We start from the raw sequence: 26,467 nt of genomic DNA, 5'->3' as shown, positions 1-26,467 counted from the left end.
GCTGGAATGTAGCGAAGCGCAGTGTAAGCTGTCCGGCGCCGCAGGCGCGTAGTTGATTGGTTTGTTATGAATCATATGCTTGGCAAATGTACTTTAGGGCCTTTCCATGAAAATGCCTCAAGCAACTTCTGAAAGATCGAGTGTAGTGCTTCCATTGATGCTGGAGATACATCGACCTCTCCATAATGACCATCAGCCATGGTGTTCCCATACTTGGTTCCATTTAGGCAATTTAACATCAAGGCACCGTTTTCGGATTTTACGAGTTCATTGTCGATGGGCTGAAGTTCAAGGGGTTGAGGTGGCAGACCTCTTCGTCCGGCTCCGAGCCCTCGTGACCTATCTTCCATATGCTGGGAAGTATTTCTTACGCCTCGTAGGTCAGGAAAAGAGATTCCGATTTCATCGTGCAGCCCTGAGATTTCTTCAGGAACATTTGGCTGATTTTTTAGAACTATTAGAAACTTGTCGAATGAATCTAGAGCATACAAGAATGCACGAGCATGCATAAAGGCTTGATTGTGCTCAAATTCTCTGGGTAATTTGCCGGACTGCCACTGCTCTCGCTTAAATATTATTTCTGTTTGTAGATGTATTTCATCCCATACAGAATGGTCATATGGGTTTCCGTACTTTTGCTCTATTTCTCGTCGGATTTCAGATCGACGATTAGCATCTGCTTCCCATTGCTCTCTAGATGGAGGCCTTCTATCTCTTTGTAAAGTATGTAGGAACATATTAAGAGCAAGATTAGCTTCGTAAAACTGACCTTCTAAGCTACGAAGAATGCCTTCTATTTCCCAACTCCATTCTCGATCTTCGCTTTCAAGCCAAGTTCCTGGCTTCACTATTTCATAGATATACATCGATCCCTCCTGGATTCATAACATTTTATTAGTGCGCATGCGCGTTTACCTCATTAGACCAGTAAAAACGCGCACTGTTAATTACTTGTAATAAAAGGAACTTATCAGCTTTTTTTCAAATACACCATCTGGAAAAACGCGCATGCGCGTTTCCCAAACCTATTATCTCAAACCATCAAAAAATAACTTATTGATAATTAATACAATATATAATTTAACATAAGTGTAAACGCGCAAAAAAATTTACACTCTTCCTTGATTTAAGCTATTTCTAAATAATACTGTATATATAAACAGTAAAAGCAAGGATTGCTATCATGAGTATAAAAAGCCCTTTTTTAAGCGGTGTTCAAGAAGAAATGCGCATGCGTGGTTACAGTATTAGAACAGAAAAATCCTACCTGTATTGGATCAAGGCGTTCATTAACTTTCACCACAAGCGTCACCCTGAAACGATGGGAACAGAGGAGGTCGCACAATTCTTAACCTTCCTTGCCAATCAACGGAATGTGGCTATCAACACTCAAAAAATTGCACTAAACGCGTTAGCCTATTTGTACCAGAAACATTTGCATCATGAGCTTGGAAACTTAGGTTTTTGCTATGCCACAAAACAGCGTTATTTACCTACTGTGTTATCCCCTTCAGAAATCTCACTAATACTAAATGAGCTTGATGGCCGCGATAGGCTAATAATAGAACTACTCTATGGTAGTGGACTGAGAGTTTCAGAATGCCTCAGGTTACGTATCCAAGATATTGATATTGAACAAGCTTCGTTGACTGTGAGGGATGGTAAAGGTCATAAAGATAGACAAACAATCCTCAGCCATAAATGTGCCATTAAACTCGCAGCATATATTAATAAGGCAATGGAGATTCAACACAGTGACAACCAACAAGGGATCGGTCCTTCCCTACCCAATGCGTTAGAGCGTAAGTATCCAAATGCCTTTAAGCAACACGGATGGATGTTCATTTTCCCTTCAACCACAACCTGCATTAATCCTTATACAGGAACGCTTTGCAGGCATCATCTTCATCAGAGTGTTATTCGTAAAGCGCTCGGCAATGCGGTGCGTAACATCAAAATAACTAAGCGTGTTACCTGTCATACATTTAGACATAGCTTTGCAACCCATCTACTTCAATCGGGCAGTGATATCAGAAGTGTTCAGGAGCTACTTGGCCATAATGACGTTAGTACAACACAAATCTACACCCATGTGCTTGGCCAACATTACGCAGGGACAACGAGTCCATTAGATAAGTTATAAATTCTAAGTAATAAAGCAATCTCGATTGCCTCTAGTAGTGTTACTAATTTAGGTAAACTAACACTTAACTTACAGAGTGTTTGGGTTGCCCCGTAAAACACTTGGGGGTAACTGGCGTTAGCCCAAACAAATGCATAAAGACGTATTGCGGCAAGAGCACCAGAACGATAAATCCACAAAACAATCATTTGTAAAAGCCTAGTTTCATTGTGATCAATATAGAGCTCACACCTAAGCTCAGTGCATCATTTAATCGCGAATGATTTTGCATAGGTATCTGTCTGAACCTTTGATAAAATCCGGTCAACGGGTTAGCAGTCTTGGTGGACAACCGTCTAACCCGCCAGCCCTCGCAAGAGGGCGTTCCTTCTAATTCATCCTATCTAGCAGTGCCATTTCGGCTTTTCTTAGCCAGAAGATGTAGGACTTTTTGCTGTCAAATCCCATTAAGGCCCACTGCTCTTTGCACAGGTAATGGGCGCGAATGGCACGTTTACAGTTAATGGATAACTGCTCAACGAGGTGGTCAAAATGGGCGACATGGGCTGGCACGTTGAGTTCGTGCTTTAAGTTGCCGCCGCCCAGAGCTTCACCTAAACGGTCGCAGGCGCTGCGGTTTGAAAACCCCTTACCCAATTCTTGGTGCACCCAATAACGGCCCCAGCGATACAGCCCTAACCGCAACGCCTTAATGTTCATCCTCTGCTCGGGTTCATCGCTAAAGCCCATTGGCCACCTCATTTATCTTCTCAATCGAAAGCTTAAACACATCAAGGCATATCGATGTCACATCGTCATAGGGCGCAGTAGTACGGCCATTTTCCCAACGTTGATAAGTGTTGCGGCTAATGCCGTAAATCTCAGCCACTTCGTCTTGGGTCATGCCCCGTAAACGGCGCCCTACTTTCAATACATCCGCGGCGCGATTAGCCATAAATCCTCCTGCGTGAAGTCCATAACTCACTCGTTCTATTTGTTATTGTCATTGTTAGCGTCATAACCACCCCACTAACATGGGCTCGTCTGGCTCACTCGGCTCAGTGGTCGATTGGCGCATAATCTCGGGCGCCACATCATCAAACCCTAGCGTGATTAAGTGCGCGTGGTAGGCATCTAATGCCATCAACATGCCCTTATCTAAGGTGCTGTTGACGTAAGTGCGCAGCAGTAATGGCAAGGTGTGATTCAAAATTCGCTCACCCACCATGGTATCTACGCCCATGTCGGCAATAATGGTGCGGCACAGTTTTCTTAGTGCATGCGATGTAAACGCCTTAAACCGAATCGTCTCACTCCAATATTGCGCGGTGCGAATACTCACCGGCCCCACTTCGCCTGGGAATAAAAACGCCCGCTTGCCCACATGCGTGTATTGCCAATGGGCGTAATGGGTTATCAGCTTCTTGGCTGTGGGCGTCATGGGCAGTCGGTGCTCTTGGCGGTTCTTGGCATTCTCGGCGGGAATAAACCAGTAATCGCCGGCGAAGTGGTCCCAACGTGCCAAGCGGGTTTCACCTATGCGGGTACCGAACATCAGCATTAACACAAACAACATGGCCACTGGTCTTGCTGCATTCCGTAGGGCGCTAAATAACGGGCCCACGTCCGACTCGCTTAATTGCGTGCCCACCAAAGGGGGCATATTCAAGCTCATTTGCACCCGATACCCCGCCAAGCTATTGGTGTCTAACACCCGTAAATCCGCCGCAACCGATAGCGCTCGTTTCAACACTTTTACCGCGGCTTTGATGTAATTGGCCGAGTAGCCTTGCGCCAACATGGGTTTGACTAAATAACTGTCCACTGCAATAAAGTTCAGTTCATTGAGTGGTAACTCAGCAAAGCAGCCACTGAGATGTTTACTCACTAACGATTTACAGTTACTGCGCCAGCTGTTGCTTAAGGTGCGGTTGCACTCCACATGGGTGACAAACCACGCCAGCAATTGCGCGACGGTGGCAAACTCGTTGCTGATTACCACTTGGCCCATGCTGCGTTTGGCGAGCAAACTGGGTAACTCGGTTAAAAAGGTCTTCAAGCACATCACGGGCCACACGCCCTGCTTTTGCCACACGGTTTTGCCCGCTTCGTTCATCACTAAATACACCGAGGCTTGGCGTCTATCGGTCGAGGCCCGTAACCGCACCGCCGGAAACTGCGTGTCCCGAAAGTCCCGTGTTATCCCTGCCCGCAACCAACGGCGCAATACTGCATCGTTTAACTTGCCTTGCTCCACGCCTGTTGCTGTCATCACCTGCGCCATCTAACCCTCCAACCGATATTCAAAGGTGTGATGGGTACCCGAGCGTATGCGCTTAACTCGCTGGTTCATCGGCATATCCCGAAACCGTGCACTTAACGCTGTCTCACTGTCGTGAACCCCAAAGCGGTTAAAGCTCTCTTGCTGGATTTCAAACAGGGTCCAAAACCGTTTCCCTGTGATGATGCGCATCAAGCGTTCGCGCTGGGTCAGTGGTTTAGTCGCCATCATTTGCCCCCTTAAGCCCAAGGTTGGTTCGTAAATTGGCAATAATTGATTTCGCCTTGGCCGCCTCAGTCGGCCGCGTCACCGTTTCAGGTAATGCCTTTGGCAATTCCACATCGGTCAACTCGCCACGGCTAAAGCGTCTGCATAACACTGTGTAATTGCGCTCAAAGGTCATTAACACATCCTTTTCAAGCCCAGTGGCAAACATCCAACTGCCCGTTTCGCGCACTGCTAAGCGCACCACATCATGGCTCCACGTATGCTTGTCAGGGTGATGGTAATGGCGCGTTGCTTCCTTAAACGCCGCCTCTAACTTAGGCAGCCCTAAATCACAGGCCGTGGGTTGGCACCACAAAGCAAACTGGCGCGGTGTCGGCCAAAATTGCCTATCGCCCTGCTCGCGTCTGGCGCGATTCAGCCCCGCTTGCACTTGCTCGCGGCTGGCAATGCCCTGTGCCGCCAAGGTTTTAAGCCACTCGGCTTTGTGGGTCGCTTCGTCCTCAGGCCGCGGCGCACTCACCGGAAACAACACCCGCAACTTGCTAAACACACTGTCCACAATCGCCATGTCCATTGCCGTGGGCTCTGGTTGCGTCACCCGTGCGCCCTGCCCAACCAGCGGCTGGCGGATTAAGGTTTGCAGTGATTTCATGCTCGCATTTTGGTTGGCCGTCATATCAAGGGGTCCTCTGGGTCATACACCGCGTAGCTCCAATCCACTTGCCCAACCGCGGTACCCATCGGTCTTGGCAACGGCGTTAGCCAATGGCGTTCGCGGATAAACTTGGTAATACCCAACACAAACTGGCCGTTCGCACTAAAGCCCCAACTCGTATCCAGCGCCGCAGCCTCCTTCAACCACGTCACAGCCAACACACAATCGGCATCGGTCAGCTTTTCGGCCTTCCACGCTTTCCATGCAGCCGAATCCGAGCCGCCTTTGCGATGGGCGGGATAGGCTTTGAAAAACGCATTGAAAACCGACTTAGCACTCGTTGCTGGACAAGAGTCTTTTAAAGATTCATTGATAGATTCAAGATTGATAGATTCTGGGTGAACCAGATTCACTAGGGGTGGTGAACCACGTTCACTAGCTGGTGAACCATATTCACTAGGGGGTGAATTTGCTTCACTAGGGGGTAGTGAACCACATTCACTAGGGGGCAAATCTGCGCCATTGGGGGATAGTGAATTTGCTTCACCCCCTAATACAGCGGCCTCTCCCTTACATTTTGGCGCCATCGGCTCAAAACGAATGTGGAAAATATTGGTGGAGTTACCCTTCTCACCCTTGCGATATTCGCGCCGTAAAAAGCCGTCATCCTCCAACGTTTTTACGTGGTTCATCACACTACGGCGGGTTATCTCACACTGCTCAGCAATGTTCTGATAACTCGGCCAGCATTCGCCTTGGTCATTGGCGTTATCGGCAAGCTTGATCAACACCAGCTTGCGCAGTGGATTACCCACCTTGGCCTTCATCGCTTTTACCATCAATTCCATACTCATAAGTCACCCCCAAACGGAGCAACACACAAACTCGAATTGACGCAAACTCTATGCTTCAGTAACATAATATTGCCTCACTTAGGTATTAAGCCCGCATCGGTCGCCAAAACTTCAGCGGGCTTTCTTATTTACAATCGACTTTAAACAGGACGTTTAAATGCCCCGACAGACACATGGAACCGTTATCGGCATAAGTAAAAACCGCAGCCGCATTGCCGTAGAACTTGATACCGACAACATCAGCGTTATGGATATTTACAATCCCAAATGCTTTGAAATAGACCACATCCTCTTTGGACCGCTTGATGTACTCGGTGGTTATTTCGTTTTCAACCAAACCGCTCAAGCAGAATATTTCGTTTATGTCGAAGCAACCGGCTGCGATCATGAAACGGCTCAGCGGCACCTGCTTCACACATTAAACTGAATCCCTAACCACTCGACCAAAGGTCAAAATTTGACCACAACGCCGTATTTCAGTAACATGCAATTGCCTACCTCTCTGGCATTAAGCCCGCATCGGTCGCCAAAACTTCAGCGGGCTTTCTTATGTCTACAGCAACGGGTCAACTGCAATGCGCCCCGTTGCCCTCCGCTCGCTCGCCTTCACTGCCAAGCAAGTAAACCTTGTGCGCCAAGTTACTGCGCAACTGGCTAAAAAAATCACGCCGTTTAATGTGCACGTTGCGGCTTTTCGCTATGGCACTCACATTAGCTGCACTCATATCAGCCCCGCCCACATCAGCCGCGCCTACATCCGCTGCCAATAGCGCAATAGAACGTTCCGCGCGTTGTTCTTCCATCAACAGATAATTCATAATCCAATCGATGCTCACCGTCGGCAGCAACAACTGCTTGCTACTGCCCAGCAACGCCTTATCCACGATGTCGGTCGCGATAACCGCCAAACGCTCGGGGCGACTATGCTGCAATTCATCGCAGTTCCTTAACACCTCAACCATTCGGCCCACCTGCGTTCGCCTAAACAACTCCGCCGTGGTCTGCCCATGAAAACAGGCAATGTCTTTGCCCATGTTCACGCCACTTAACGCTGCCCGTTCAGAGGTTGCCGCGCTAGGATCTTTGGCGTTAGGCTCAGTGCGATTAGGCATGTTCGACTTAGATTTAAGCGCCATCGCCTTAAGCATTAACTGCCTTGCTTGCATCATGAGTAACGTCACTTGCGCGGTTTCCATTTCGGTAAGCGCGGCCACGGTGGGCCCATCATCACGGCTAACTTGCCCATGCACCGAACACGCGGCGCCGCCCTCCAAACAACAAATCAAACATTCAGGATCAAACATCGTTATCCTCCTCACTTCATGATCTTAGGTATCAAGCCCGCATCGGTCGCCAAACTGTGGCGGGCAATTTGATAACGGCGTTTTTTACGCGCCCAGTTATCACTTAACTGATTTGTGAACATGCCATTCACTCCTTCTCTTATTTCAACAAGTCATTTCAACAACTCATTTCAACAACTGCCACTTATGCCCATTAGCACACACGGCGCGTTTTGAGCCCGACTTGGTTTGCTTTAAAGCCAAACCGCACTGGCCACACGGCACATCAGCCACCCGCTTAAGCATCACCGCATTAATCTGTGCGCTGTGATTCGCTCGTTTGGGCCGATAACCTAACGCCCGCGCCACTTTTACATACTCTTTCGCAATCCATTTGCCATCGGGTTCTAAATGCAAACCGTCGCCGATCATGTCGCCCAAGCGGATCAACTGCTGATGCAGCTCAGTCTTAGCGCGGGCAATAACATTGATGTTAAGGTTCGATTGCGGCATCGCGGTCACTTCTCGGCCGCGTATTGCGCCGCCTTGCCGCCATGACTCGCTAAATACGGATACGCCAGCTCTAACGCCGCCATGCTGGCTTGCGTGGTTGCCGCCGACTCTTTTAACTCGCGGTGCGCCGCCACTAACTGCTCGCGCTTGGGTTCACAGCCCAAGTGGATCACCGCCACTTGCGCCTCGGCGTTCTCTTTGGTTAACGATGCCGCCATATCGGCCACATGCAACACATGACCATCATTCATGCGATCAGCAATCACCGTCACCCCAGTGCAACCAAACACATCGTTGAGATACTGCACCCGCAAATGCTCAGGCAGTGCCGCCACCAGTGCTTGTTCAACATGAAACAAGCGATCCGCCTGTGGATGTTGGCCCTCGTACTGGCCGAGCCAACGGAACAGCTTTTGGGCATTAATCCGCGCATCGTTGTGCACGTCTTGACTGCTCGCAAAGCTAATGCCCTCCGCCACTAACACTTCACTCAGCCCAAGGCGCTCAACCGCCGCAACAAAATCTATCGCCAGCGCAAAGCGTGTCATCTTGGGCAATTCCAACACCCGATGAATCGTTTTCATCAACAAATTCAAACGGCTATCTTTTTTACGTGAATTGGTTTTCATGCTAATAAGCCTCTCTCTGTTAACGTGTTATAACGGTTCGGTATTAAGCGGCATGCTCAGAACTCACTAACGGCGACTCAGTCGCCTTGAGTTCACCACCAGTTAACCGTTCGATTTGATAAGCGCGGAGTTCGGGAACGTCTTCCCCCCACTGGCTAATTGCCGATTTAGTAACACTCAAAGCCTCAGCCAGTTTTAGCTTGTTTCCAAAATGCGAGATCGCATCTTTCGTTTTCATAGACAAACTCCGACAAGTAATTTTAACCGAGGTTAAGAAAACTCAACTCAAATGTCAACAAAAGAAAAGGTAACTTGACTTACGTTAAGTTAAGATAGCTTTACTATGATGAATGAACGCATTAAACAAAGACGCAAAGAGCTAGGTTTTACACAGCCAGCCATTGCAAAAAAAATAGGCTTAACTAAAGCCACAGTATCGCTTTGGGAATCAGGCTCTACCTCTCCCAAAGGCGAGAACCTGCATGCCTTAGCGAAAGCCTTAAGTTGCTCACCCGAATATCTTCTCTTTGGAAATAAAGAAACTAAACCGGAATCCAACGCTGAATGGGCTGGCGGTTTTGAGATATGGGACAGTGATACCCCATTAGGGGAAGATGAAGTTGAAATACCGTTTTACATGGAAGTAGAGCTAGCCGCAGGGGATGGCATTCTCGATAGCCGCGAATTTAAAGGGCCAAAACTGCGCTTTACTAAGAGCACTCTTAAACGTCAAGGTGTGAATAGTGACTATGCAGCATGTGTCAAAGTGAATGGCAACAGCATGGAGCCCATATTACCCCACGGCTCAACAGTCGGCGTCGATACCTCGGCCACCGATGTGATCGACGGCAAAATGTACGCCGTGAACCACGATGGCATGCTGCGCATCAAAGTACTGTATAAATTACCCGGTGGTGGTTTACGCCTACGCAGCTACAACACTGACGAATATCCTGATGAACGCCTCGATACTGACCAAGTCAAACAGATCAAAGTGATCGGAAAAGTATTTTGGTATTCAGTTTTAATTTAAAATAAACTATCAAATAAATTAAGCCAGAACTAGCAACATCTGGCTTAAAATTAAAATACACAAGTAAAACTCGTAAATCATTAGTTGTTCATTGATCTATTTATCAGCCTTCAGCAACAACCTCATTATCAGCCTCTGCGATAACCTCATTAATAATAAGACAAAGCCTAGGTTCCCAGTCTCCATTAGATACTGATGTAGAAACTTTTAAATGTTTTTTATGTATTCTTAATTGAGATTTAATCGTGCTAATCCATTGAGGATTATTATTTTGAGTTTCCACTATCTGCTCAAAAGAAAAAAGCATAGTAGAAACAAACCAGCAGTACTTTGCATATTCAACACAATGTGAATTAGGGATTTCCATACCATATGAAAAATTTGGATTCGCCATACACAATGATAAATATTGATTATATAAATTATATGCAGTTGCATTTCTAGTTTCTTTTATATTTGATAGAAGTTGATTATATGCAACATGTGCCGCATAAAATGCGATCAAAACAGCCCCTATTGTCGCTATATTCGCTGCAATATCTAGCCACTTACTCCACATAGTAATATCTAAAAACACAGACCATCCTGTATGAAAACACGTAACATCAGACTTTTCCAAGTTGAACCCCTATCGCAAAGCAGTTAAAATTATTAGTTTACTTTCGATAATCTGACATTTTAAAACCTATAGGCACAGGTTTAAAATCAGAATTATCATCAGTCATCACGCCATTTTTTTGAAATTTTCGCAAGGATTTAAAATCGACTTCAGATATAAGGAACGTGTCGGACAATCCACCTTTCACACGTACCAAATCGCGTTTATAGTCAACGCGAAATGGTGCTCTAACTCGACTATCTCCATACTCCCTATTATTTACTTGTATTACAAAAGAGTGAATGTCATGTGCTGCACCTTCAACTAAATAACTAAATGTTTTCACATCTTGATTCCACTCCAGCACAAATAAGCAATCAACCTCACCCTGAAATCTAACTCTATTCCTTGGATTCGTCAAATCACTGCAAATTAAAACTCCGAAATTAAAATCACCATGTCTATATATTGGCAACAAGTCTAATTCATTATTAGGCGTAAAGAGCTTTAAACGTTTTATTTCCAACCTGTTTTTTTCACAATGTGAAGGGAGAATCTTTGGTTGCATAAATAAAAAATTGCTATTATACCCAGGCCAATTAGTAACCAATGAGACTAAGCAATCATTCCTAATTATATTTTTACCTTTACTATGCTTATAATACTCAATACCTGCTATTAATGATATTTTCTGCTTCGCCATTTTTGAAGCAATATTTACAGCCCAACGTCGAGGCAATGAACATTCAGGAAAAACTATATAATCAGACTTAGGACTCGATTTTAATATATCATTAATTAATCTATTAATTTTTTCGTACCTATCCAAACTCTCATCAGGTATTTCATTTAAAGCGCTATCATATTGAACTTGAGTTGTCTCGAAATTAGTTAGAGCTACATATATTTTAGAACTAACTGGCTTAGGCACATTAATCCAGCAACCATCTAAAGCTGAATACTTCCTGCTAATATTATATTGATTTGTCTTTGCACCTCTAAGTCCAAATAAAACATCTTTGAAAAAAACACTATCATCAAGTACCTTTGGACATATTAATGCGATCTCCTGAACACTCAAAGGTCTTGTAGAAAACGCTAGAGCAGGCCAGTATGGCTTCTTTAAATTAGCATCAGTTGCGAACTGATGTATGGAATCAAGCCTAAGGACTGCTCTAACACTTCTAGCCCTAGGAGTTAGAATCGCTTTAGAATCAGTTGCTTGCGAATAGTACCAATAATCTTTATATGAACGAACGCCGAAATCTGCTAACAATAATTCATTGCTAATTGCTTTTAATTGAGATTTAGTTTTTTTATAAATATCATTTTTTGAAATACCAGATAACTTTACAATAAGTTTCCTCAAGCTTTCCCACTTAATAAAATCTTTTTTTGTGGAAGCTTTCAAGGCTGCCTCTGATAACTTCTCAAATAAATACACATGAAAATTTTCCATGCTAACTCTATTTAACTTCGACCTTACTGTCGTTTTACCAATCAAGTCTAAACATACTTGTAACTTATCAATAAATTTATTTGCATAAATAAAATCATAATTTGATATCATTACTTGGAATACTCTATGTAGATACCCAAACATATCAAACAGACCTTTAGGTGTTAACAGATAGCGTTCAACAAGACCATAAAACTCATTTCTAACTACAATCCAATTCGCGCTAGATAAATCTTCAGAGTAACTTTCAATATCCCTCAATAAAAGTGATAAGCCAAGACGCCGAATAGAAACGACATCAGCCTTCCTAAGTGCATCTGGAATCAAAGAAGCATCTGGCGATGCTAACAATGTTTTGTCAGCCATTACCACAGAATCTCTAGGCACCTCTGGCAACATTCGATATTCACTAGATTGAGCTCTAATTTGACTTGAAATTTGATTAATAAAGTCCAATCCGTGCTTACTAGAAAGACTAAATATTTTTTGTTTACTAGCCGTAAATTTTAAGTCACTATCTTGTGCATACACAAATCTAAGTCGTAAATCTGGTTGTTCGCCTTTTACTCTATTAATTTTCAAACACTCAACATGCTTCGACATATGAGATAAAATTGAGTCACCAGTTAACTCTTCATCCGGCGTTTTGAACACCAAGAAAATATCGTCTACATATCGACCATAATATTCAGGTTCTAAGCCTTCTGATATCTGCTTATCTAGCTCATACAATAAAACATTCGATATGATTTTTGATATAGAAGATCCTACTGGCAATGCCCCATCCGTGCGCTGTTCATAGTCAGGAGTGGTTAAATACCAGTTATTAATCGATTCTAATATAAGGCGAGTAAATTTCCTTTCATCACTACTGAGTGATAAACCAAGTTTCCTAAGGAATGAAGGTCTTAGTAAAAAATTAGGTGATGCATTATGATAGAACCCAGCTAAATCCATAGTGATTGCAGTCACATCATGCCCTTCACTTATAAGTTTCTTCATAGCATCCAGCCCATTTCCCCTCCAATTTTTATAAGCAGAAAAATAAGGCGAAAATAATCCTGATGCGTCTAAGTTTAATTGGTCTTGTAAAGAATCTGAATCAGGTACTAAACCACTCCTACGTCTTAGCCTATTTCCATAAGATAACTCCTTATCTAATTTAGCTTCGAACAAATGACCAACTTTCAGTATCCACAATGCAGATAATATTTGATATTCAACAGACGGACACAATATCTGTCTATACTTTACATTTAATCGTTTATTTGAATTTTCTTTAAAACGTTGTTTCCAATCAGTAATTGGATCTACAGAACGGTAATGAACATTTACTTTGTTGTTCCAATTATTATCATCTAATTCTTTGGGGACATAACGGAAATCACCAATAAACTTGATATCTTCCCACCACGAATCTGAATCACTTCCATTTATTATTTTAGAATGTAGATTTAAAATTTTTGTCTTAATGTTTTTTTTCAAACTCAGAGAAAGCAATAGCATTTGGATAAAAACTATCATAGAAAGCCTCCGCCTTTGCTTTTCTATAGGCCAAATATACATCGGCTAAAGATATATAGTCCCTACTAAACATTTTTTTATCCATAAAATACCTTAAGACTTACTCAACAATCTAAACAAGTGGCTCTATATTAACATTTTTATGTTAAATATTCGCTTAAATGTTGTCTTACAAACAAAAAATCACATCTTTTAATAAACTAAAACAAAAATGAAAGTGTTCTAAATATGCATTAACTCTAATTTTCCCTAGTTAAAGAAGCATCTTTTAACCTGATAAAGGCTAGCAAACTCTCCCGCTATCAAAACCTCTCTACCACCAGAATAAAATCCATAAAATCATATTGTTATATCATTTATTAAGTATTTTGAAGTACAAAAGCACATAACCAACATGACTAAAGTCAAGTTTATTAAACCAAAGCTATTGACTAGAAAGTCAAGTTATCTTAACTTTGTAGCATACCCACTACCGAGGACAAGGAAATGATTCTAGCGAAAGTTCACACCACACCTAAGCAACGCGATGAGTTTCGTCTACTGGTTGCAATACGTTTTGCCTGCTTGATGGCGCTGGCCAAGGGCCACACCGACCCGATGGATTGCCCACGTGTACAAGCCCGCTGCGCCGAACTGGTCAAGCATTTTGCCTATCACCACCCCAGTGCCGCCTTTTACCGCCAGTTTATTCGTCACACAGGTGAACTAGGGCTCAACTTCTGCCTGCGCTTTACTGAGCCCCTACAAGGTTTGTACGGCAAGGTGATGGTGTGGCGCAACGACTCGCAAGCCGTCACTAATGTGCATCCGCTGCACACCATGACGACAGCCACGCCAGTCGGCCACTAAGCAGTAGCCGCAGAGCCTCCGCGAACATTCACGATTTAGCTATCTAGGCAAAACAGCCAAGGCAAAGCAACCAAGGGGTGATGGTCCATATCCCTGTAACGATAACGGCGACAGTTTCACCTTGTTGGAGGCATTTATGTTTTTTGTTTACGGCGTGTCCATGACCTTAGCGAAAAAACAAGCGGCCAAGAAGTGCAGCACCTCAGTCGGTGCGCACCCTAACCGCCGTCAACTGAGCCCCGACGAGTACCAAGCTAAGTTGGATGATATGGCGCAGCACTTGTTTGACACCATGAAGCCACAACGCCTGTCGCATTCGTTATCGACGCCCGCGCTGTGCCAGCAATATATCGTGTTAGCAATGACCCAAGAAGCCCACCGCGATGTGCATATTCGCTATCACAAGCTGTCGGACAAGGTGAACCCCAAAACCAAGAAACCCATCATCAATCTGGTGGTGTTTAACGGCGAAACCGCAGCTTAGCCCTGCGGTGTGTGATGACGAGAGAGGGAAAGCAGCATGTTAATTGATGACAAACCGCTACACAGCGATATCAAAATCGGCGTTGGCCATATCGTCGCGTTTAAGGAAGGTTGGATGTTGCCCGGTGGCAAGTTTACCACCGACCGCACTGTCGCCATTCGTGCCGCCAAAGGTTTGCACCGTTTCTTGGTTAGAAGATAAGGAAATCAACATGAGCCAACACATCGAGATCCCCGCATTCTTGCTTGAAATGTCTCAGCAAATGCACCAGCAAGATAATCGCATAACTGCGGAGCCAATCTGGCAGGTGCGCTGCAAGCGCTACTTAGTGACTCAAGAAGGCTACAACGATCATCACTGGGAGATTTTTTACGGTGAAGACGGCGATTATTCAACACTCTATCGCTCTGATGATGGCGATAAAAGCAACCTTGCTGAATGGTTGCTAGAGCATGATGCCGAATGGTGCAAAACGTGGTTATTCGAGAACGACAAGATCGAATCTTATCACGATGAAATCGAATCATTTGCCGACGTATTCACTCAAGCGTTTATCGAAGATTTTGATGTTGATTCAGATCATTACGATTTGCCATCAAACCTCACCAAACTTCACTTTCAAGAAATTGAAGAGGTCATTAAATCCTGCCTCACCGAAGCTGATGCGAATTGGTTTATCAGGCGTAAACAGCATGATTACCCACATTTATATACCTATGTCGCGTCAATGTATTTGTGTCCTCAAATGATTGAGCTACGCAACTGGATCCTGTCACTAACTAAGGCAGAGGTGGCAGCATGAACCCATTATTCTACCTGCGTGATTCGCGCGACAATGTTGGCAGTACTTGCATGTTTTGGGCAGACCGTGGCGGCTACACCAGCAACTTAGAACTAGCTGAGGTTTTTACCCTTGAAGAAGCACAGCGCCAATTTAATAGCCGTCACACTGACGTTCCACTTAGCAAGGAGCTTGTCGATGAGCAATCAACCGTGCGCGTGGATCACCAGTATCTTGGCGATGAGGGTGAAAAGTCAGGCTGTGATGAATACGTTATTCGCATTGGGGATCGCACTGATGGCAACGATGTTTATTGGCTAACAGTCGATTTTAGCTCTGTAAGTTACAAGGCATCTGCCGTATTTGCATACCAAGTTGCGCTAGTCAGAGTAAACGAACTCAAGACACAAGGTATCGTTGCCACTATCTATGCCAAAACCGACATAGACGCCATCGCACGCCGCACTTTCCAAGCCGCTAACATCAACGAGCGCAGCATGATCACTGCTGCTGGCATTCGTAAACCCAAGCGACCACGCACCCGCCGCACCACAGGTAAAACGCGTGGCAATTGCCCACATTGTGGCTGCATTACTTGGGGATTAAATCCTTACGAAGCCTATAGCTGTGCTGATCAATATAGCGAACGCATGGAGCTTGATTTCACGGTATCCATAAGCTGCGAAGAATTGAAGGCAAGGAGAAAGGCTGCATGAACCACTTACTCCCAGGCTTTGAATCACAAGAGCGCGTTGCGTTATTGCTATCGCTTACCCGCATTAGTTCGCCCGAGGTGATTGCCGCGTTAACGCTGCATTACACCAGCGCCCTACCCGCCGAACGCGCGGCCGCTCGCCACGGTATTGAACTGTCGAACTTTATGCGCGGGCAAAAGAAGCTAGAGCAAATCGCCGCCACGGTCGAGGCCATTAAAGCCATCGACTGGGCCAAGCTGCAATTAACTCATTTGCAATCAAGCGCTTTGCTAACAACTCCTTTGCAACCGAAGCAGGTGGCCTAAATGACTCAATCAGCGGCGTTTCGCCATCTGCTAAATCATTATCGCAGCCATAAGTTAAGCCTGTTACTCAAAGCAACAACGGGCGACAGCATCAAAATCGCACTGGCACTGGGCGTATTAGATTGCCTGTACTGGCAAGCATTGGGCTACGGCTTAACCAACTTAGCCAAGGGCATTAGCCGCACCATAGTGTATTCGTACCGATATCACCCAATGCGTCTGCCCTGCCATCCGCCAGTCAGCCAAACAAGCGACAACCAAAACAAGGAGGCGGCATGAATACGTTCAGCACTAAAGCGGGCGTGGTCACGCTATCTAAGCCCTACTTCACCTTGATGTGCGATCAGCAACAAATCGAAGTGAAGTACACCCCCAACAACTATCACGGCTGGGGCATTTGTAAGTCTTTTAACGCCATCGAGTGCAGCGACTTCGGCCAAGCCGACGCCGAAGTATTTGCACTCAACGCAGAATCAAAACTCAGGATAAAAGGAGAAGCAGCATGAAGTCGATACAAGCAGCAACTGTAGAACGTGAAGAAGGTTATTGGACCCATCCCGATTTGCCCGAGTGGGATGAAGGTGTGACCCGTGTGGAGTGTGAAGCATGGGCTGCACGCCAAGGCGGCGAGTTTGTGGCGATTTGGTTTGAACTCGATGCGCCTGAAAACCTCATCGAGCGTTACTTTGACGAGGGCGATAACGATATCAGCGATTGGAACCCCGTTTGCGACAAGGCCGGCTCATTCTTGCTGAGTATTCACGACACCGAAGATGGCCCCGTCGCGCTGTTCTTTGCACCGAAAAATAAGGAAGCAGCATGAAGCAGCTTTCACTATCTGAACGGCTAAAGCAGTTCGCTACAGATCAAGACGACTTATCTCGTCGTGGTGAAAAGGCTCTTGCGGCTGAGGCAGCGCAAGAAATTGACACTCTAACAGCTGAGCACGACCAGCTGGCGATGCAGGTGGATAAGCTCAAAACTTTCATATCTACACAAGCACTGCCAAACCTATTTGTATTAAGTAATGACTATCCACAGTGCCTAGGAATCGAGAGTGCAATAACTGATGCGAACGAGCTTCTAAAAATTTGCGGCCAAGAAAAAAGCGTTCCAAATGGTGGTAAACAATGAAGAAGATGGCAAAGCCTGCAGGGCTAATAGTTTCATGTCCACACTGTGGCGGTGAAAATACGATTTACGCATCAGATCTATGCGAAAACGAATTTGTCTGTTCATGGGCGCATTGCGAAAAGGAGTTTGCAACGTGTGGCGAGGATGATTTTCATCGTTATATTGAGGATGGTAAGCAATGAGCTGGTCAAATTGTGGTGAGGATAGTAACGGCAGACCCATTGGTTATGCCTTCGAAGCAACCTGTGATCATCCGGGTTGCCACAAACAAATCGACCGCGGCCTTTCTTATGCGTGTGGTGGTATGCATGGCGAAGATGAGATCAGCTGCGAGGGTTATTTCTGTGAAGCGCATAGACCAACCTTTGTCGAACATTGCGGCAGTACCCATCAGATTTGCAGTCAATGCACCAAAGCATTAATCGACTCAGGTGAATGGCAAGAAGATGAGGATGAAGGTTGTTTAAAGCAAGTAAGGCACGATGATGAACACTGCAACAATGCTGGCGCTGACTTAATCAGGAGTCCGATATGATCGAGCAATATATTACCCTTGAAGATTGGGCGAAAATGCATATCGCCTTCTCTGTATCAAAAGCGACTTTGCAGGCTTGGGCAAAGTCAGGGTCCATTGTCCCAAGACCAATTAAGCTCGGTAGACGCTGGGCGGTTAAATCCAATGCGATTTACGTAGACCCGACTCAGGTTGTGGTCAGTGATATAAGCGACCCTGTTATCAGGAGAATCCTCAATGGCGGCTAGACCACGTAAGTTCGACCTAGGTGTAGAAAACCTTTATTGCCGGCAAGACGCTCGCAATGGTGAAGTTTATTACCAGTACAGAGATCCCCGCAATGGGGCCTTTAGAGGGCTAGGTAAAGATAGAACCATCGCAAAGGAACGAGCAAACGCATTAAATCTGTTAATTGCTCAACAACTTGCAAGTGCGTTTATCGATAACTATAACACTAGGCCGGAACGTGTGGCACAACATGGCATTGCCTTTAAAAAGTGGGTTGAAAAATATATTGCTATCCAGGGCGATAGATTAAATAACGGCGAGATCAGACTCAACACGTTTAAAACCCGTAAGTCTCAGGCGACGATTGCTATAAAAGCGATGGGCAATATTCCCCTCAAAGACATATCAACCAAAGACTGTTACGAGCTGATGCAGTCTTTAAGAGCGCAAGGAAAAGAAAGAACTGCGCAGGCGGTGAGATCAGTACTGATTGATATTTTCAAAGAAGCCGCTCAAGCGGGAGAAATCACCGGTGGATTTAATCCCGCATCGGCGACCAAATCCCCACGGGTAAACGTCGTTCGGGATCGGCTTGAACTAGAGGCCGTGAAACAAATCCTCACGGTTGCCGAAACCAAAGAGCCGTGGGTTAAAAATACCATTCTGCTCGCATTGGTGACTGGGCAGCGCCGCGTTGATATCGCTAACATGCAATTTAAAAAGGGCAACGATTGGGAAAGACTGTATCAAAATTGGAAAACAGGAAACCGTTCGAAGCCGCCCTACTCCTACGTTGAAGGCGAATGGTTGCATGTGTTTCAGCAGAAAACCTCAACAATGCTCAAGCTGCCGCTGGGACTTAAACTTGAGGCGTTAGATTTGAGCATTGGCAATGTTGTTTTATCGTGCCGTAGCCGCTGTGTATCTAAATACCTGATCCACCATCAACACGGTATTAGAGGTGCAACCATAGGTGGGCAAGTGTTTGTTGATACCATTACCAAACGCTTTTCTGAATGCCGCGATGAGCTTGGTCCATCGACCACGACCTTTCACGAATTGCGATCACTTTCAGAAAGACTCTATAGCGGTCAGGGAATCGACACTCAAATCTTACTTGGTCACAAAGACCCGCGAACCACTGCTGCATATCATGATATACGTGGCCAGATGTGGATAGAGCTAGTGATTTAGCACCAGAAATCACACAGCGTTTTGGAGAGGAATTTTGGAGAGATTTTGGAGAGAGGTTTTTATCTAACAATTACAATGAGTTAAATTTCAAGCAGATATTACCCATACAAACCATCAATATTCGCCGTACACTTTGATCTTTTAACATGAATACCTCATAGCTTAGTATTATCAATAAGTTATCTAATGTGCTTAAACCTAGATGTAAACTTAATATGATAAGCAGCTTAAAACATTAATTATTTACCTATAAATACAACATGTTAAACCTAGAAATACAAAATATTCTTACGCCAAACCATTATCAAAAATAAAATGCGCGCTACGATCCGAAAGTTAAGGGTGTCACCTCAGCTAAAATATTCCCCTTGAGCCATATACATACCAAGTACGCACAAAATTTAACCTAACCCGTAAAATATACGATAAACAGCACAGAAACAAATTAGCCTCCTTGCTAAGGATTTTTTATCGACTAGGTTTATATGTCAGAGTACGGTTTAAAATAAAACTGAATGTTCACCGCATACTCGCTCAAATAAAAAATACACCACAAAGTACAAGAAGAGGAAAAGTAAAATGGATTTTATTGAACGAATCGATGTTCTATCAAAACGCATCCCTCAAATTGCTAATAGCCTTCAAACTGAGGAAGCGACTAAGAATGCCTTAGTCATGCCATTTTTGCATACAGTTCTAGGATATGATGTTTTTAATCCTAGCGAAGTTGTCCCAGAATTTACGGCAGATACTATAGGTAAAAAAGGTGAGAAAGTTGACTACGCATTAATTAAGGAAGGTGAAGTGCAAATCCTTATTGAATGCAAAAAGTACAATGAAAAGCTGTCCATAAAGCATGCGTCACAACTATTTCGTTATTTTTCTGTCACCAACGCACGCTTAGCTATTCTTACAAACGGTACTGAATATCAATTTTATACCGATCTTGATGCTCCTAACAAAATGGATGAAAAACCATTTCTGATCTTAGATCTTGAAAATATTGATGAACACTTAATTCCAGAAGTTAAAAAGCTGACTAAAAACTCGTTCGACGTTAACTCAATAGTCAGCGCGGCAGGAGAACTAAAATACTTGAGTCAGATAAAACGTGTTATTAGTGAGCAATTTAAAGAACCGGAAGAAGAGTTTATTCGCTTTTTTGCCTCAAGGGCTTATGATGGGGTTCTTACACCTAAAGTAAAACATCAATTTGCTGAAATTACTCATAAAGCACTAAGACAATTTCTCAACGACAGCATTAATGAACGTTTAAAATCCGCTATTGGCAATGATAAACCAACTGATGAAAACAAAAATTTAATCGATACCCCAATACCATCCAATGATGAAAAAATTAAAGTAGTTACTACTGAAGAAGAAATTGACGGTTTCAATGTGATAAAAGCTATATTGAGGCAAAAAATAGAAGTTAATCGAATCATCGCAAGGGATACCCAAAGTTACTTTGGCATACTATTGGATGATAATAACCGAAAACCCTTATGCCGCTTACACTTCAATGCTAAACAAAAGTATCTAGGATTAGTGGATGAAAATAAAAATGAAACTCGTTATCCTATTAACTCTGTAGATGATATTTTTAATTTCAGTGAACAACTATTATCGACAGTCGCCTATTACGAATAATACTATCAAAATATCAATTGCGCATTACTCAGCGTAAAGACTTATGCGCAATTTGATTTACTAGGAACGGCTACTCAGTTTCAACATCGGTTCTTACCCGTAAAAAACTGGCAAACCGCGGTAAACCGTTAACGGTAAGCCCAAGGTATTTATAGGTGATGATAGTGCCCACTGCGGGGGGATGTTGGCGCTCTGCGAGACTAAAACCTGTGCCAATACTAAAAATTCGGCCGTCTGGCGTTTGCACTTTTAATGCGCCCATCTGCCCTGCAAATTGACCTTTACCAGGGATATAAGCGATAACAGTAGCTTCAGCATCATAATAAGGTTTTAACTTCATCAGATGAGGATTGCGGCCACTGATATAAGTCGCAGAACTGCGATGCAGCATCAAGCCTTCGGCACCTTTTGCAACTAAGGCATCGAGTTTTTGATACAGGGCTTCAAGGCTTTCTACTTGGAACTGCACTATGACTTCAAGATAATTCGATTTGCCACTCAGTTCAGTCAGCGCAAATTGATAGCGATGCTGAAAGTCGCCACTCGCCTTGGGGACATCGAACACCATAAATCGCACTTTACGCCAATCATCATCCTTAGCCGAAGTTTGTCGAACTAAACTCGACATCGCTTCAAACTGGCCCCGCCCAAGCCATAATTCACCATCGAGAGGATAATTCGGGAAATTCGCAGTAAACCAAATGGGTGCGGCGATGGCATTTCCCTGCCGAGTGAATAATTCCTTGCCATTCCAGTAACCTCGAACCCCGTCGAGTTTCTCACTAATCAAAAAATTTTGAATATTAATATCTTGCGAAGTTCGAGTCGCATCAAACTCGGTAGCAAGTTGTATGGCAGGAGGTGAGGTGTGTGCGTTAACCGAAAGAGTTAAACCGCAAATTATAAGCAAGCTGAGCTTAAAAATACTAAAACGGATGAAATGATTAAATGTTAAATTTCGTAACGGGTTTGTATGAGTCATTCCCTTGCCCACGCTGCAATATATCCTTCATCAAGCTTAGGCCGCACGGCTAAAGTTGCACTAAAATAACCGCAAAAGTCACTAACTCCCTAAGTTAACAACGAATGTTGATGATCAAATTTGCTCAGTTAATTGTTTATGCACTTTTCATCTCAGGCTATACTGCGGCCAAATTTATGACTCAGTCAAATGTTAACAAAGACAACAGTAGGGTTTATTCCCCCCTGTTTTGAATGAGCAGAACCTCAGCGCTTTGTCGCTAACGTCAATTGGAAACACTATGAAACCAGCCAATAATCACGGTATTAAGCGCATATTCAGAGCGACGGGATTTTCGATGAAGGGCCTAAAGGCCGCTTGGATCCACGAAGCCGCCTTCAGACAGGAATTAATCTTAACGATAGTCATGTTACCCGTAGCCTTATGGGTTGATATCAGCACTATTGAACGCCTTATGCTGATTTTCACGTTGTTTATCGTGTTGATTGTTGAGCTATTAAACTCGGCGATTGAAGCTGTGGTTGACCGTGTCGGCAGTGAAATACACCCGTTAAGTGGCCAAGCCAAGGACATTGCCTCGGCTGCCGTCTTTATGAGTCTTGCGCTTTGTGGATTAACTTGGCTGGTTGTATTAACGCCGCTAGTGCTTTAATTCTTAGTTTCTAAACCGTCGCATGAACAACCATTGAGCCATCGTCCCTTAAAAAGTCGATGGCTTGTTTGATCTGGGCTAAGCGGTCATTCTCAGCCCAATACGCAAGATACACATTTCGTGAAATGGCATTCGCGCCGCTGACGAGATGCAATTCGCCGCCGCGCAATGCATGTTGCACTAGATGCTCAGGTAAAAATGCGCAGCCGCCATTATTCAAGATGAAATCTAACGCAATACGTGCTGAACTCGTGTGCAGCGTTGGCACTGGCAGCGAGGCATATTCCTGTGCGTGAACAATATTGAACGCCGTACCCCAATCGACTTTTACATATTGCCCCGGCACAACCGCTTTTACCGTTTGACCTTTTAAGCTCGACACCAACAACAAATTAATTTGCCCCAGTTGTACTATCTCAAATTGATCAAGCTTTGGCGGATCGAATGAAATCGCAATATCTAAGGTACGGTCCATTAGCTGACGCGTCATTGCATTCGCGGGTAGCACTTCGGTGCGCAACGCCACGCCTGGTAAACCGACATGCAATCCCTGTAAATAACCTTGCAAGTAAGCGTCCCAAATATTCGGCCCTGCACCAATGGCAAGCTGCGTTGTCTGTAACTGACTGAGGGAAACATCTTGCTTAGCCCGCTCCCATGCTGTTAACACCGCCTCGGCATGACCAAGCATACGTTCACCTGCTGGCGTGGGCTGAATATTATTACGTTGCCGTTCAAATAAGGCGACACCCAAAATGCTCTCAAGCTGTTTCACCCTAAAGCTCACAGCGCTTCGGGTGAGATAAAGATTCTCAGCCGCTTTACCAAAATGGCGAGTACGGGAGACTTCGAGAAAGGTTTTTAGTAAATCGGTATCCATAAAAATTCTTGACCAACATAGGCAAATTTTTTTGATTTATAAATCAATAATACTAGCCAATACTCCAGTTGCAAATCTTTGTATATCAAAAACTAGAGGGTATCTGCCATGTCTGAACAGTCTTTTTTTAACGCTAACAAGGGTTCTGAGACGTTTAACGGCTCAGTTGCTGCCAGTTTTGTCTCTCAAAAACGTTTCTACGACGACGCTAATTTCCCCAAAGGCTTTAAACGAAGCGGCGATTTTACCAATAAAGAAGCTGAACTCCTTGAATTGCATGGTCATGCGATGAAGAATTTAGCGGAAGGGAAAACGCTGCCTTGCACCTCTGATGAAGCCCAATTTGTGGAAGTCGCCAAAGGAAATATCGCCCCCAGTAGCTTGTTAGAGCAGATCTGGGTAAAGTATCGCAGGCTCGCCATGGGGAAACCCTTTTATGCCGTGGTTGGTACAGTGCATTTGCCTGCAACCAAGCCCGAGATAGAAATAGAGGCTGAGGCTGTATTTGATATTGAAGATGATGTTCAGGATGAACCTGAACCCGAGGATAAAGAATGAAGATTAAGGTTTGCTACTAAATGCGTGGTTGGATTTTATATAAAGAAACCGCGACTCAGCTAAAACCTGAATGGTATGAAATTGAGCGTCTACTGGCGGCAGCAAAAGCCGATAACATAGAGTTGGAAGTTTACGCACCTGATGAATTTGATCTGACTGTCACCAGAGAAGATAACAAGAGTATTTTATTGAATGGGCAAGCCGTCGAGCTGCCCGATTTTATCATTCCGCGAATGGGCTCAGGCACGACCTACTTTGCTTTAGCCATTATTCGTCACTTAGAAAGATTAGGGGTATATTGCCTCAATCCATCTAAAGCCATTGAAATCGTTAAAGACAAGTTATTCTCCCAACAATTGTTGGCCGAGAAAAATCTGCCTACGCCTAAAACCATGTTGGTTAAATTCCCCGTCGATATCGCCCTCGTAGAACGCCATCTCGGTTTTCCTGTGGTGATAAAAACACTTTCAGGCTCACAGGGCAGTGGTGTGTTTTTATCCCATAAGGCGCGTGAATTTGACGATTTAATGCAGTTGATTGAAGCGACCAATAAAAACGCTAACATCATTCTGCAAGAGTTTATCGCTAACAGTCATGGGCGCGATCTACGCGTATTCACTATTGGTGGTCGTGTGGCGGGTTGCTATGAAAGACGTGGTCAAGAAGACAGCTTCAAAGCCAATGTCAGTGCCGGTGGTTCAGCGCGTCCATTTCAGATCACTCCTGAAATTGAATGGCTTGCCACCCAAACAGCCAATATTCTCGATCTTGATGTTGCAGGTATCGATTTATTGTTTGATAACGGCCATTACAAAATTTGTGAGGCTAACTCATCTCCAGGGTTTGAGGGCTTAGAGTCCTGTTTGAATGTGGATATTGCCGCGCAAATTTTGCATTTTATTCGCATCCGTTTAGGCATGTTTAATAAAGATGAACCAAGTAGCCCAAAAATCGTAGCTGATAGCGTAGAGGCTGAGACTTCTACCCCGTCACTTCTATCGTCTGCGTCCTCTATCGAGACGAAATAGAAGCACTAGGACATATCAATATCTAGCGGGATCGTACCGCTAGATATTCTCAATATCGATGATTCTCCTCCATGTTTGTGTCTATATCCATTTGTATCTAGCCCCATCAACAACGCAACAATCCTAAAGCCGTTCAGGAAGGAAACACTTGCCCTGAGTCTTTCAATCCACAATTGATGTGATCGCTCGCCCAAATTTCATTCAACCTCACGAGAACCAGCCCTACTTTTGTTTTGAATCACAATTTTTTGAATTTTTTAAAACATTTTGTTCACATTAAAAAATTTGCTGTTAAACTCCAAATGTTGTTTTTTTATGGCACTAAATTCTGACCTTATCGCTAAACATAATAAGAATAATGCAGGAGTCACTCCTTAACATGTCGATCCGCCTATTACCCCTAATCATAGCGTCACTGCTCAGCACTCAAGTGCAAGCCGATGATTTTACTATTCAGTTAGGCGGCTTTTATTCGCAATCAGACACCAATATGGAAGTCACTAACCCTATTTCGGGTAATAATTTCACCTTAGATTATGAGTCCGATCTACAACTTGCAGAAAACGAATTTTTACCCTTTATCGAGTTAAATTATCACTTTAACGAACGGCACAATATCTACCTAGACTGGAAACAGCTTCATCGTAACGCCGAAACCCAAGCCTTAACGAAACCCTTCCAGCTCGAGATTAACGACACCATTTACGATATCAAAGCAGGCGGTAATCTAAATTCAACCTTAAACATTGATGTACTGCGCTTCGGCTATGGCTATGATGTATTTCAAGGCAGTAACTATGATGTCGGTCTATCACTTGGTTTACATACTATGTTTATCAAGACAGGTTTTGAAGGGGTGATTGGTGTTTGCGCTTCATCGGAATTACTCAATAATGTCTGCGGTAGCCAAGCAATTCCGCGCATTGTTGACGAAAATGTCACTGCGCCACTGCCCGACATTGGCATATATGGTCAGTATGAATTTGTTCCTGGTTGGCAAATCACCAGCCATGCACAGTATTTTTACATCAAACTCAATGATGTCAAAGGCGAACTGGTTGATATTAAAGTGGGGGTTAATGCACAAATCACCCCAAACTGGCGTATGAGCGTGGCCTATAACTACTATAAAGTTGACGTTGATATCGCCCAAAATTCGCCGAATAAAGATACTCAAATCGCCGATTACAACATCTATTACAATTTTATTGGCCCTATGCTTTCTATCAGCTATTCCTTTTAATTCTATAAAAATCTCTTCCCATATTGTATTAAACACCCCTTCTCGCTCAAACAGTTGCCCGAACCCTAGCCCAAATTAGTGCTAAAAAAT

36 protein-coding genes are annotated in these 26,467 nt (G+C 44.1%); 21 read left to right on the top strand and 15 right to left on the bottom strand.

What is annotated here, in order from left to right; genetic code table 11:
* Window positions 1–71 precede the first annotated feature (71 nt).
* Window positions 72–866, bottom strand: a complete 795-nt coding sequence (locus tag L5L77_RS16885) for a hypothetical protein (protein ID WP_263223234.1) — start codon at window positions 864–866, stop codon at window positions 72–74.
* Between the two features lie 317 nt (window positions 867–1,183).
* Here L5L77_RS16885 and L5L77_RS16880 point away from each other — a divergent pair, with 317 nt between their 5' ends.
* On the top strand, window positions 1,184–2,143 hold the full coding sequence (locus L5L77_RS16880; RefSeq protein WP_263223233.1) for an integron integrase: 960 nt from the start codon (window positions 1,184–1,186) through the stop codon (window positions 2,141–2,143).
* A 369-nt stretch (window positions 2,144–2,512) separates the two neighbouring features.
* Here L5L77_RS16880 and L5L77_RS16875 read toward each other — a convergent pair whose 3' ends face one another.
* The 6 genes from L5L77_RS16875 to L5L77_RS16850 are packed head-to-tail and all read right to left on the bottom strand — an operon-like array spanning window position 2,513 to window position 6,140.
* Window positions 2,513–2,872, bottom strand: coding sequence for a hypothetical protein (locus tag L5L77_RS16875; protein ID WP_006083861.1), 360 nt, complete (start codon window positions 2,870–2,872; stop codon window positions 2,513–2,515).
* On the bottom strand, window positions 2,862–3,077 hold the full coding sequence (locus L5L77_RS16870; RefSeq protein WP_006082023.1) for a helix-turn-helix transcriptional regulator: 216 nt from the start codon (window positions 3,075–3,077) through the stop codon (window positions 2,862–2,864). Before L5L77_RS16870 ends, L5L77_RS16875 begins: the two co-directional genes overlap by 11 nt.
* A 60-nt stretch (window positions 3,078–3,137) precedes the next feature.
* Window positions 3,138–4,406: a tyrosine-type recombinase/integrase gene (locus L5L77_RS16865; protein WP_263223231.1), complete on the bottom strand. Its 1,269-nt coding sequence runs from the start codon at window positions 4,404–4,406 to the stop codon at window positions 3,138–3,140.
* Window positions 4,407–4,631, bottom strand: a complete 225-nt coding sequence (locus L5L77_RS16860; protein ID WP_006082025.1) for a hypothetical protein — start codon at window positions 4,629–4,631, stop codon at window positions 4,407–4,409.
* A complete protein-coding gene (locus tag L5L77_RS16855; RefSeq protein ID WP_263223229.1) occupies window positions 4,621–5,307 on the bottom strand; it encodes a replication protein P in 687 nt (228 codons plus the stop codon). The genes L5L77_RS16860 and L5L77_RS16855 overlap by 11 nt, the downstream gene beginning before the upstream one ends.
* Window positions 5,304–6,140 carry a helix-turn-helix domain-containing protein gene (locus L5L77_RS16850; protein ID WP_263223227.1) on the bottom strand — a complete coding sequence of 279 codons (837 nt, stop codon included), beginning with the start codon at window positions 6,138–6,140 and terminating at the stop codon, window positions 5,304–5,306. Before L5L77_RS16850 ends, L5L77_RS16855 begins: the two co-directional genes overlap by 4 nt.
* A 157-nt stretch (window positions 6,141–6,297) precedes the next feature.
* Between L5L77_RS16850 and L5L77_RS16845 the strand changes: the two genes are divergently transcribed.
* The gene (locus L5L77_RS16845; protein ID WP_263223226.1) at window positions 6,298–6,567 is read left to right on the top strand and encodes a hypothetical protein; all 270 of its coding nucleotides are present in this window, start codon (window positions 6,298–6,300) and stop codon (window positions 6,565–6,567) included.
* Window positions 6,568–6,706: 139 nt separating this feature from the next.
* Here the strand turns inward: L5L77_RS16845 and L5L77_RS16840 are convergent, their stop codons facing one another.
* The 4 genes from L5L77_RS16840 to L5L77_RS16825 form a co-directional block, all read right to left on the bottom strand.
* Entirely contained in the window at window positions 6,707–7,444 is a 738-nt protein-coding gene (locus L5L77_RS16840; RefSeq protein ID WP_263223224.1) for a hypothetical protein, read from the bottom strand.
* A 165-nt stretch (window positions 7,445–7,609) separates the two neighbouring features.
* The gene (locus L5L77_RS16835) at window positions 7,610–7,936 is read right to left on the bottom strand and encodes a hypothetical protein (protein ID WP_259559687.1); all 327 of its coding nucleotides are present in this window, start codon (window positions 7,934–7,936) and stop codon (window positions 7,610–7,612) included.
* 5 nt (window positions 7,937–7,941) lie between these two features.
* Window positions 7,942–8,565, bottom strand: a complete 624-nt coding sequence (locus L5L77_RS16830) for a hypothetical protein (protein WP_263223222.1) — start codon at window positions 8,563–8,565, stop codon at window positions 7,942–7,944.
* A gap of 43 nt (window positions 8,566–8,608) precedes the next feature.
* Complete coding sequence (locus L5L77_RS16825; protein ID WP_263223221.1) at window positions 8,609–8,803, bottom strand: Cro/CI family transcriptional regulator; 195 nt, start codon at window positions 8,801–8,803, stop codon at window positions 8,609–8,611.
* 105 nt (window positions 8,804–8,908) lie between these two features.
* On the opposite strand from L5L77_RS16825, the gene L5L77_RS16820 reads away from it, so the two are divergent.
* A complete protein-coding gene (locus tag L5L77_RS16820) occupies window positions 8,909–9,598 on the top strand; it encodes a S24 family peptidase (protein ID WP_012197554.1) in 690 nt (229 codons plus the stop codon).
* 103 nt (window positions 9,599–9,701) lie between these two features.
* On the opposite strand, the gene L5L77_RS16815 is transcribed toward L5L77_RS16820, so the two are convergent.
* Window positions 9,702–10,217: a hypothetical protein gene (locus L5L77_RS16815; protein ID WP_012197555.1), complete on the bottom strand. Its 516-nt coding sequence runs from the start codon at window positions 10,215–10,217 to the stop codon at window positions 9,702–9,704.
* A gap of 37 nt (window positions 10,218–10,254) precedes the next feature.
* Window positions 10,255–13,179, bottom strand: a complete 2,925-nt coding sequence (locus tag L5L77_RS16810) for an RNA-directed DNA polymerase (RefSeq protein WP_263223218.1) — start codon at window positions 13,177–13,179, stop codon at window positions 10,255–10,257.
* A gap of 486 nt (window positions 13,180–13,665) precedes the next feature.
* Here L5L77_RS16810 and L5L77_RS16805 point away from each other — a divergent pair, with 486 nt between their 5' ends.
* The 14 genes from L5L77_RS16805 to L5L77_RS16740 all read left to right on the top strand — a co-directional run bounded on the left by L5L77_RS16805 (window position 13,666) and on the right by L5L77_RS16740 (window position 21,034).
* Window positions 13,666–14,028 (top strand): hypothetical protein, encoded by a 363-nt coding sequence (locus L5L77_RS16805; protein ID WP_263223216.1) that lies wholly within the window; start codon window positions 13,666–13,668, stop codon window positions 14,026–14,028.
* A 136-nt stretch (window positions 14,029–14,164) separates the two neighbouring features.
* A complete protein-coding gene (locus L5L77_RS16800; RefSeq protein WP_263223214.1) occupies window positions 14,165–14,512 on the top strand; it encodes a hypothetical protein in 348 nt (115 codons plus the stop codon).
* A gap of 36 nt (window positions 14,513–14,548) precedes the next feature.
* Window positions 14,549–14,713: a DUF1317 domain-containing protein gene (locus tag L5L77_RS16795; protein ID WP_263223212.1), complete on the top strand. Its 165-nt coding sequence runs from the start codon at window positions 14,549–14,551 to the stop codon at window positions 14,711–14,713.
* Window positions 14,714–14,723: 10 nt separating this feature from the next.
* A complete protein-coding gene (locus tag L5L77_RS16790; protein WP_263223210.1) occupies window positions 14,724–15,314 on the top strand; it encodes an ead/Ea22-like family protein in 591 nt (196 codons plus the stop codon).
* Window positions 15,311–16,009 carry a hypothetical protein gene (locus tag L5L77_RS16785; protein WP_263223208.1) on the top strand — a complete coding sequence of 233 codons (699 nt, stop codon included), beginning with the start codon at window positions 15,311–15,313 and terminating at the stop codon, window positions 16,007–16,009. Before L5L77_RS16790 ends, L5L77_RS16785 begins: the two co-directional genes overlap by 4 nt.
* Window positions 16,006–16,314 (top strand): hypothetical protein, encoded by a 309-nt coding sequence (locus tag L5L77_RS16780; protein WP_012197003.1) that lies wholly within the window; start codon window positions 16,006–16,008, stop codon window positions 16,312–16,314. The genes L5L77_RS16785 and L5L77_RS16780 overlap by 4 nt, the downstream gene beginning before the upstream one ends.
* Window positions 16,315–16,593 (top strand): hypothetical protein, encoded by a 279-nt coding sequence (locus L5L77_RS16775; RefSeq protein ID WP_263223206.1) that lies wholly within the window; start codon window positions 16,315–16,317, stop codon window positions 16,591–16,593. It abuts the gene before it with no gap.
* Window positions 16,590–16,820 (top strand): hypothetical protein, encoded by a 231-nt coding sequence (locus L5L77_RS16770; RefSeq protein WP_011847800.1) that lies wholly within the window; start codon window positions 16,590–16,592, stop codon window positions 16,818–16,820. Before L5L77_RS16775 ends, L5L77_RS16770 begins: the two co-directional genes overlap by 4 nt.
* On the top strand, window positions 16,817–17,137 hold the full coding sequence (locus L5L77_RS16765) for a hypothetical protein (protein ID WP_263223205.1): 321 nt from the start codon (window positions 16,817–16,819) through the stop codon (window positions 17,135–17,137). Before L5L77_RS16770 ends, L5L77_RS16765 begins: the two co-directional genes overlap by 4 nt.
* On the top strand, window positions 17,134–17,448 hold the full coding sequence (locus L5L77_RS16760; protein ID WP_263223203.1) for a hypothetical protein: 315 nt from the start codon (window positions 17,134–17,136) through the stop codon (window positions 17,446–17,448). Before L5L77_RS16765 ends, L5L77_RS16760 begins: the two co-directional genes overlap by 4 nt.
* 178 nt (window positions 17,449–17,626) lie before the next feature.
* Window positions 17,627–17,983: a hypothetical protein gene (locus L5L77_RS16755; RefSeq protein WP_113941496.1), complete on the top strand. Its 357-nt coding sequence runs from the start codon at window positions 17,627–17,629 to the stop codon at window positions 17,981–17,983.
* Entirely contained in the window at window positions 17,980–18,210 is a 231-nt protein-coding gene (locus tag L5L77_RS16750; protein ID WP_012088952.1) for an excisionase, read from the top strand. Before L5L77_RS16755 ends, L5L77_RS16750 begins: the two co-directional genes overlap by 4 nt.
* Complete coding sequence (locus L5L77_RS16745) at window positions 18,200–19,384, top strand: phage integrase Arm DNA-binding domain-containing protein (protein WP_263223201.1); 1,185 nt, start codon at window positions 18,200–18,202, stop codon at window positions 19,382–19,384. The genes L5L77_RS16750 and L5L77_RS16745 overlap by 11 nt, the downstream gene beginning before the upstream one ends.
* 579 nt (window positions 19,385–19,963) lie before the next feature.
* Window positions 19,964–21,034, top strand: a complete 1,071-nt coding sequence (locus tag L5L77_RS16740) for a type I restriction endonuclease (RefSeq protein WP_263223199.1) — start codon at window positions 19,964–19,966, stop codon at window positions 21,032–21,034.
* Between the two features lie 70 nt (window positions 21,035–21,104).
* Here L5L77_RS16740 and L5L77_RS16735 read toward each other — a convergent pair whose 3' ends face one another.
* Complete coding sequence (locus tag L5L77_RS16735) at window positions 21,105–22,016, bottom strand: DNA ligase (protein WP_263185170.1); 912 nt, start codon at window positions 22,014–22,016, stop codon at window positions 21,105–21,107.
* Window positions 22,017–22,296: 280 nt separating this feature from the next.
* Here L5L77_RS16735 and L5L77_RS16730 point away from each other — a divergent pair, with 280 nt between their 5' ends.
* Window positions 22,297–22,668 (top strand): diacylglycerol kinase, encoded by a 372-nt coding sequence (locus L5L77_RS16730; protein ID WP_028760259.1) that lies wholly within the window; start codon window positions 22,297–22,299, stop codon window positions 22,666–22,668.
* Window positions 22,669–22,678: 10 nt separating this feature from the next.
* Here L5L77_RS16730 and hdfR read toward each other — a convergent pair whose 3' ends face one another.
* On the bottom strand, window positions 22,679–23,548 hold the full coding sequence (gene hdfR, locus L5L77_RS16725; protein ID WP_212599819.1) for an HTH-type transcriptional regulator HdfR: 870 nt from the start codon (window positions 23,546–23,548) through the stop codon (window positions 22,679–22,681).
* Window positions 23,549–23,656: 108 nt separating this feature from the next.
* Between hdfR and L5L77_RS16720 the strand changes: the two genes are divergently transcribed.
* The 3 genes from L5L77_RS16720 to L5L77_RS16710 all read left to right on the top strand — a co-directional run bounded on the left by L5L77_RS16720 (window position 23,657) and on the right by L5L77_RS16710 (window position 26,377).
* Complete coding sequence (locus L5L77_RS16720; protein ID WP_028760261.1) at window positions 23,657–24,106, top strand: DUF413 domain-containing protein; 450 nt, start codon at window positions 23,657–23,659, stop codon at window positions 24,104–24,106.
* Window positions 24,107–24,126: 20 nt separating this feature from the next.
* On the top strand, window positions 24,127–25,134 hold the full coding sequence (locus L5L77_RS16715) for a RimK family alpha-L-glutamate ligase (RefSeq protein WP_105252744.1): 1,008 nt from the start codon (window positions 24,127–24,129) through the stop codon (window positions 25,132–25,134).
* A 379-nt stretch (window positions 25,135–25,513) separates the two neighbouring features.
* Window positions 25,514–26,377, top strand: coding sequence for a hypothetical protein (locus L5L77_RS16710; protein ID WP_028760263.1), 864 nt, complete (start codon window positions 25,514–25,516; stop codon window positions 26,375–26,377).
* The last annotated feature ends 90 nt before the right edge of the window (window positions 26,378–26,467 follow it).

The organism is Shewanella sp. SM29 (assembly GCF_025654245.1).
GTDB classification, from domain to species: domain Bacteria; phylum Pseudomonadota; class Gammaproteobacteria; order Enterobacterales; family Shewanellaceae; genus Shewanella; species Shewanella oncorhynchi.
The sequence above is the reverse complement of the archived record's forward strand: the minus strand, read 5'-3'. Positions and strand labels throughout refer to the sequence as shown.

Coding starts and splice junctions, on each gene's coding strand:
- L5L77_RS16885 (WP_263223234.1), bottom strand. CDS start 866: ATGTATATCTATGAAATAGTGAAGCCAGGAACTTGGCTTGAAAGCGAA.
- L5L77_RS16880 (WP_263223233.1), top strand. CDS start 1,184: ATGAGTATAAAAAGCCCTTTTTTAAGCGGTGTTCAAGAAGAAATGCGC.
- L5L77_RS16875 (WP_006083861.1), bottom strand. CDS start 2,872: ATGGGCTTTAGCGATGAACCCGAGCAGAGGATGAACATTAAGGCGTTG.
- L5L77_RS16870 (WP_006082023.1), bottom strand. CDS start 3,077: ATGGCTAATCGCGCCGCGGATGTATTGAAAGTAGGGCGCCGTTTACGG.
- L5L77_RS16865 (WP_263223231.1), bottom strand. CDS start 4,406: ATGGCGCAGGTGATGACAGCAACAGGCGTGGAGCAAGGCAAGTTAAAC.
- L5L77_RS16860 (WP_006082025.1), bottom strand. CDS start 4,631: ATGGCGACTAAACCACTGACCCAGCGCGAACGCTTGATGCGCATCATC.
- L5L77_RS16855 (WP_263223229.1), bottom strand. CDS start 5,307: ATGACGGCCAACCAAAATGCGAGCATGAAATCACTGCAAACCTTAATC.
- L5L77_RS16850 (WP_263223227.1), bottom strand. CDS start 6,140: ATGAGTATGGAATTGATGGTAAAAGCGATGAAGGCCAAGGTGGGTAAT.
- L5L77_RS16845 (WP_263223226.1), top strand. CDS start 6,298: ATGCCCCGACAGACACATGGAACCGTTATCGGCATAAGTAAAAACCGC.
- L5L77_RS16840 (WP_263223224.1), bottom strand. CDS start 7,444: ATGTTTGATCCTGAATGTTTGATTTGTTGTTTGGAGGGCGGCGCCGCG.
- L5L77_RS16835 (WP_259559687.1), bottom strand. CDS start 7,936: ATGCCGCAATCGAACCTTAACATCAATGTTATTGCCCGCGCTAAGACT.
- L5L77_RS16830 (WP_263223222.1), bottom strand. CDS start 8,565: ATGAAAACCAATTCACGTAAAAAAGATAGCCGTTTGAATTTGTTGATG.
- L5L77_RS16825 (WP_263223221.1), bottom strand. CDS start 8,803: ATGAAAACGAAAGATGCGATCTCGCATTTTGGAAACAAGCTAAAACTG.
- L5L77_RS16820 (WP_012197554.1), top strand. CDS start 8,909: ATGATGAATGAACGCATTAAACAAAGACGCAAAGAGCTAGGTTTTACA.
- L5L77_RS16810 (WP_263223218.1), bottom strand. CDS start 13,179: ATGATAGTTTTTATCCAAATGCTATTGCTTTCTCTGAGTTTGAAAAAA.
- L5L77_RS16805 (WP_263223216.1), top strand. CDS start 13,666: ATGATTCTAGCGAAAGTTCACACCACACCTAAGCAACGCGATGAGTTT.
- L5L77_RS16800 (WP_263223214.1), top strand. CDS start 14,165: ATGTTTTTTGTTTACGGCGTGTCCATGACCTTAGCGAAAAAACAAGCG.
- L5L77_RS16795 (WP_263223212.1), top strand. CDS start 14,549: ATGTTAATTGATGACAAACCGCTACACAGCGATATCAAAATCGGCGTT.
- L5L77_RS16790 (WP_263223210.1), top strand. CDS start 14,724: ATGAGCCAACACATCGAGATCCCCGCATTCTTGCTTGAAATGTCTCAG.
- L5L77_RS16785 (WP_263223208.1), top strand. CDS start 15,311: ATGAACCCATTATTCTACCTGCGTGATTCGCGCGACAATGTTGGCAGT.
- L5L77_RS16780 (WP_012197003.1), top strand. CDS start 16,006: ATGAACCACTTACTCCCAGGCTTTGAATCACAAGAGCGCGTTGCGTTA.
- L5L77_RS16775 (WP_263223206.1), top strand. CDS start 16,315: ATGACTCAATCAGCGGCGTTTCGCCATCTGCTAAATCATTATCGCAGC.
- L5L77_RS16770 (WP_011847800.1), top strand. CDS start 16,590: ATGAATACGTTCAGCACTAAAGCGGGCGTGGTCACGCTATCTAAGCCC.
- L5L77_RS16765 (WP_263223205.1), top strand. CDS start 16,817: ATGAAGTCGATACAAGCAGCAACTGTAGAACGTGAAGAAGGTTATTGG.
- L5L77_RS16760 (WP_263223203.1), top strand. CDS start 17,134: ATGAAGCAGCTTTCACTATCTGAACGGCTAAAGCAGTTCGCTACAGAT.
- L5L77_RS16755 (WP_113941496.1), top strand. CDS start 17,627: ATGAGCTGGTCAAATTGTGGTGAGGATAGTAACGGCAGACCCATTGGT.
- L5L77_RS16750 (WP_012088952.1), top strand. CDS start 17,980: ATGATCGAGCAATATATTACCCTTGAAGATTGGGCGAAAATGCATATC.
- L5L77_RS16745 (WP_263223201.1), top strand. CDS start 18,200: ATGGCGGCTAGACCACGTAAGTTCGACCTAGGTGTAGAAAACCTTTAT.
- L5L77_RS16740 (WP_263223199.1), top strand. CDS start 19,964: ATGGATTTTATTGAACGAATCGATGTTCTATCAAAACGCATCCCTCAA.
- L5L77_RS16735 (WP_263185170.1), bottom strand. CDS start 22,016: ATGACTCATACAAACCCGTTACGAAATTTAACATTTAATCATTTCATC.
- L5L77_RS16730 (WP_028760259.1), top strand. CDS start 22,297: ATGAAACCAGCCAATAATCACGGTATTAAGCGCATATTCAGAGCGACG.
- hdfR (WP_212599819.1), bottom strand. CDS start 23,548: ATGGATACCGATTTACTAAAAACCTTTCTCGAAGTCTCCCGTACTCGC.
- L5L77_RS16720 (WP_028760261.1), top strand. CDS start 23,657: ATGTCTGAACAGTCTTTTTTTAACGCTAACAAGGGTTCTGAGACGTTT.
- L5L77_RS16715 (WP_105252744.1), top strand. CDS start 24,127: ATGCGTGGTTGGATTTTATATAAAGAAACCGCGACTCAGCTAAAACCT.
- L5L77_RS16710 (WP_028760263.1), top strand. CDS start 25,514: ATGTCGATCCGCCTATTACCCCTAATCATAGCGTCACTGCTCAGCACT.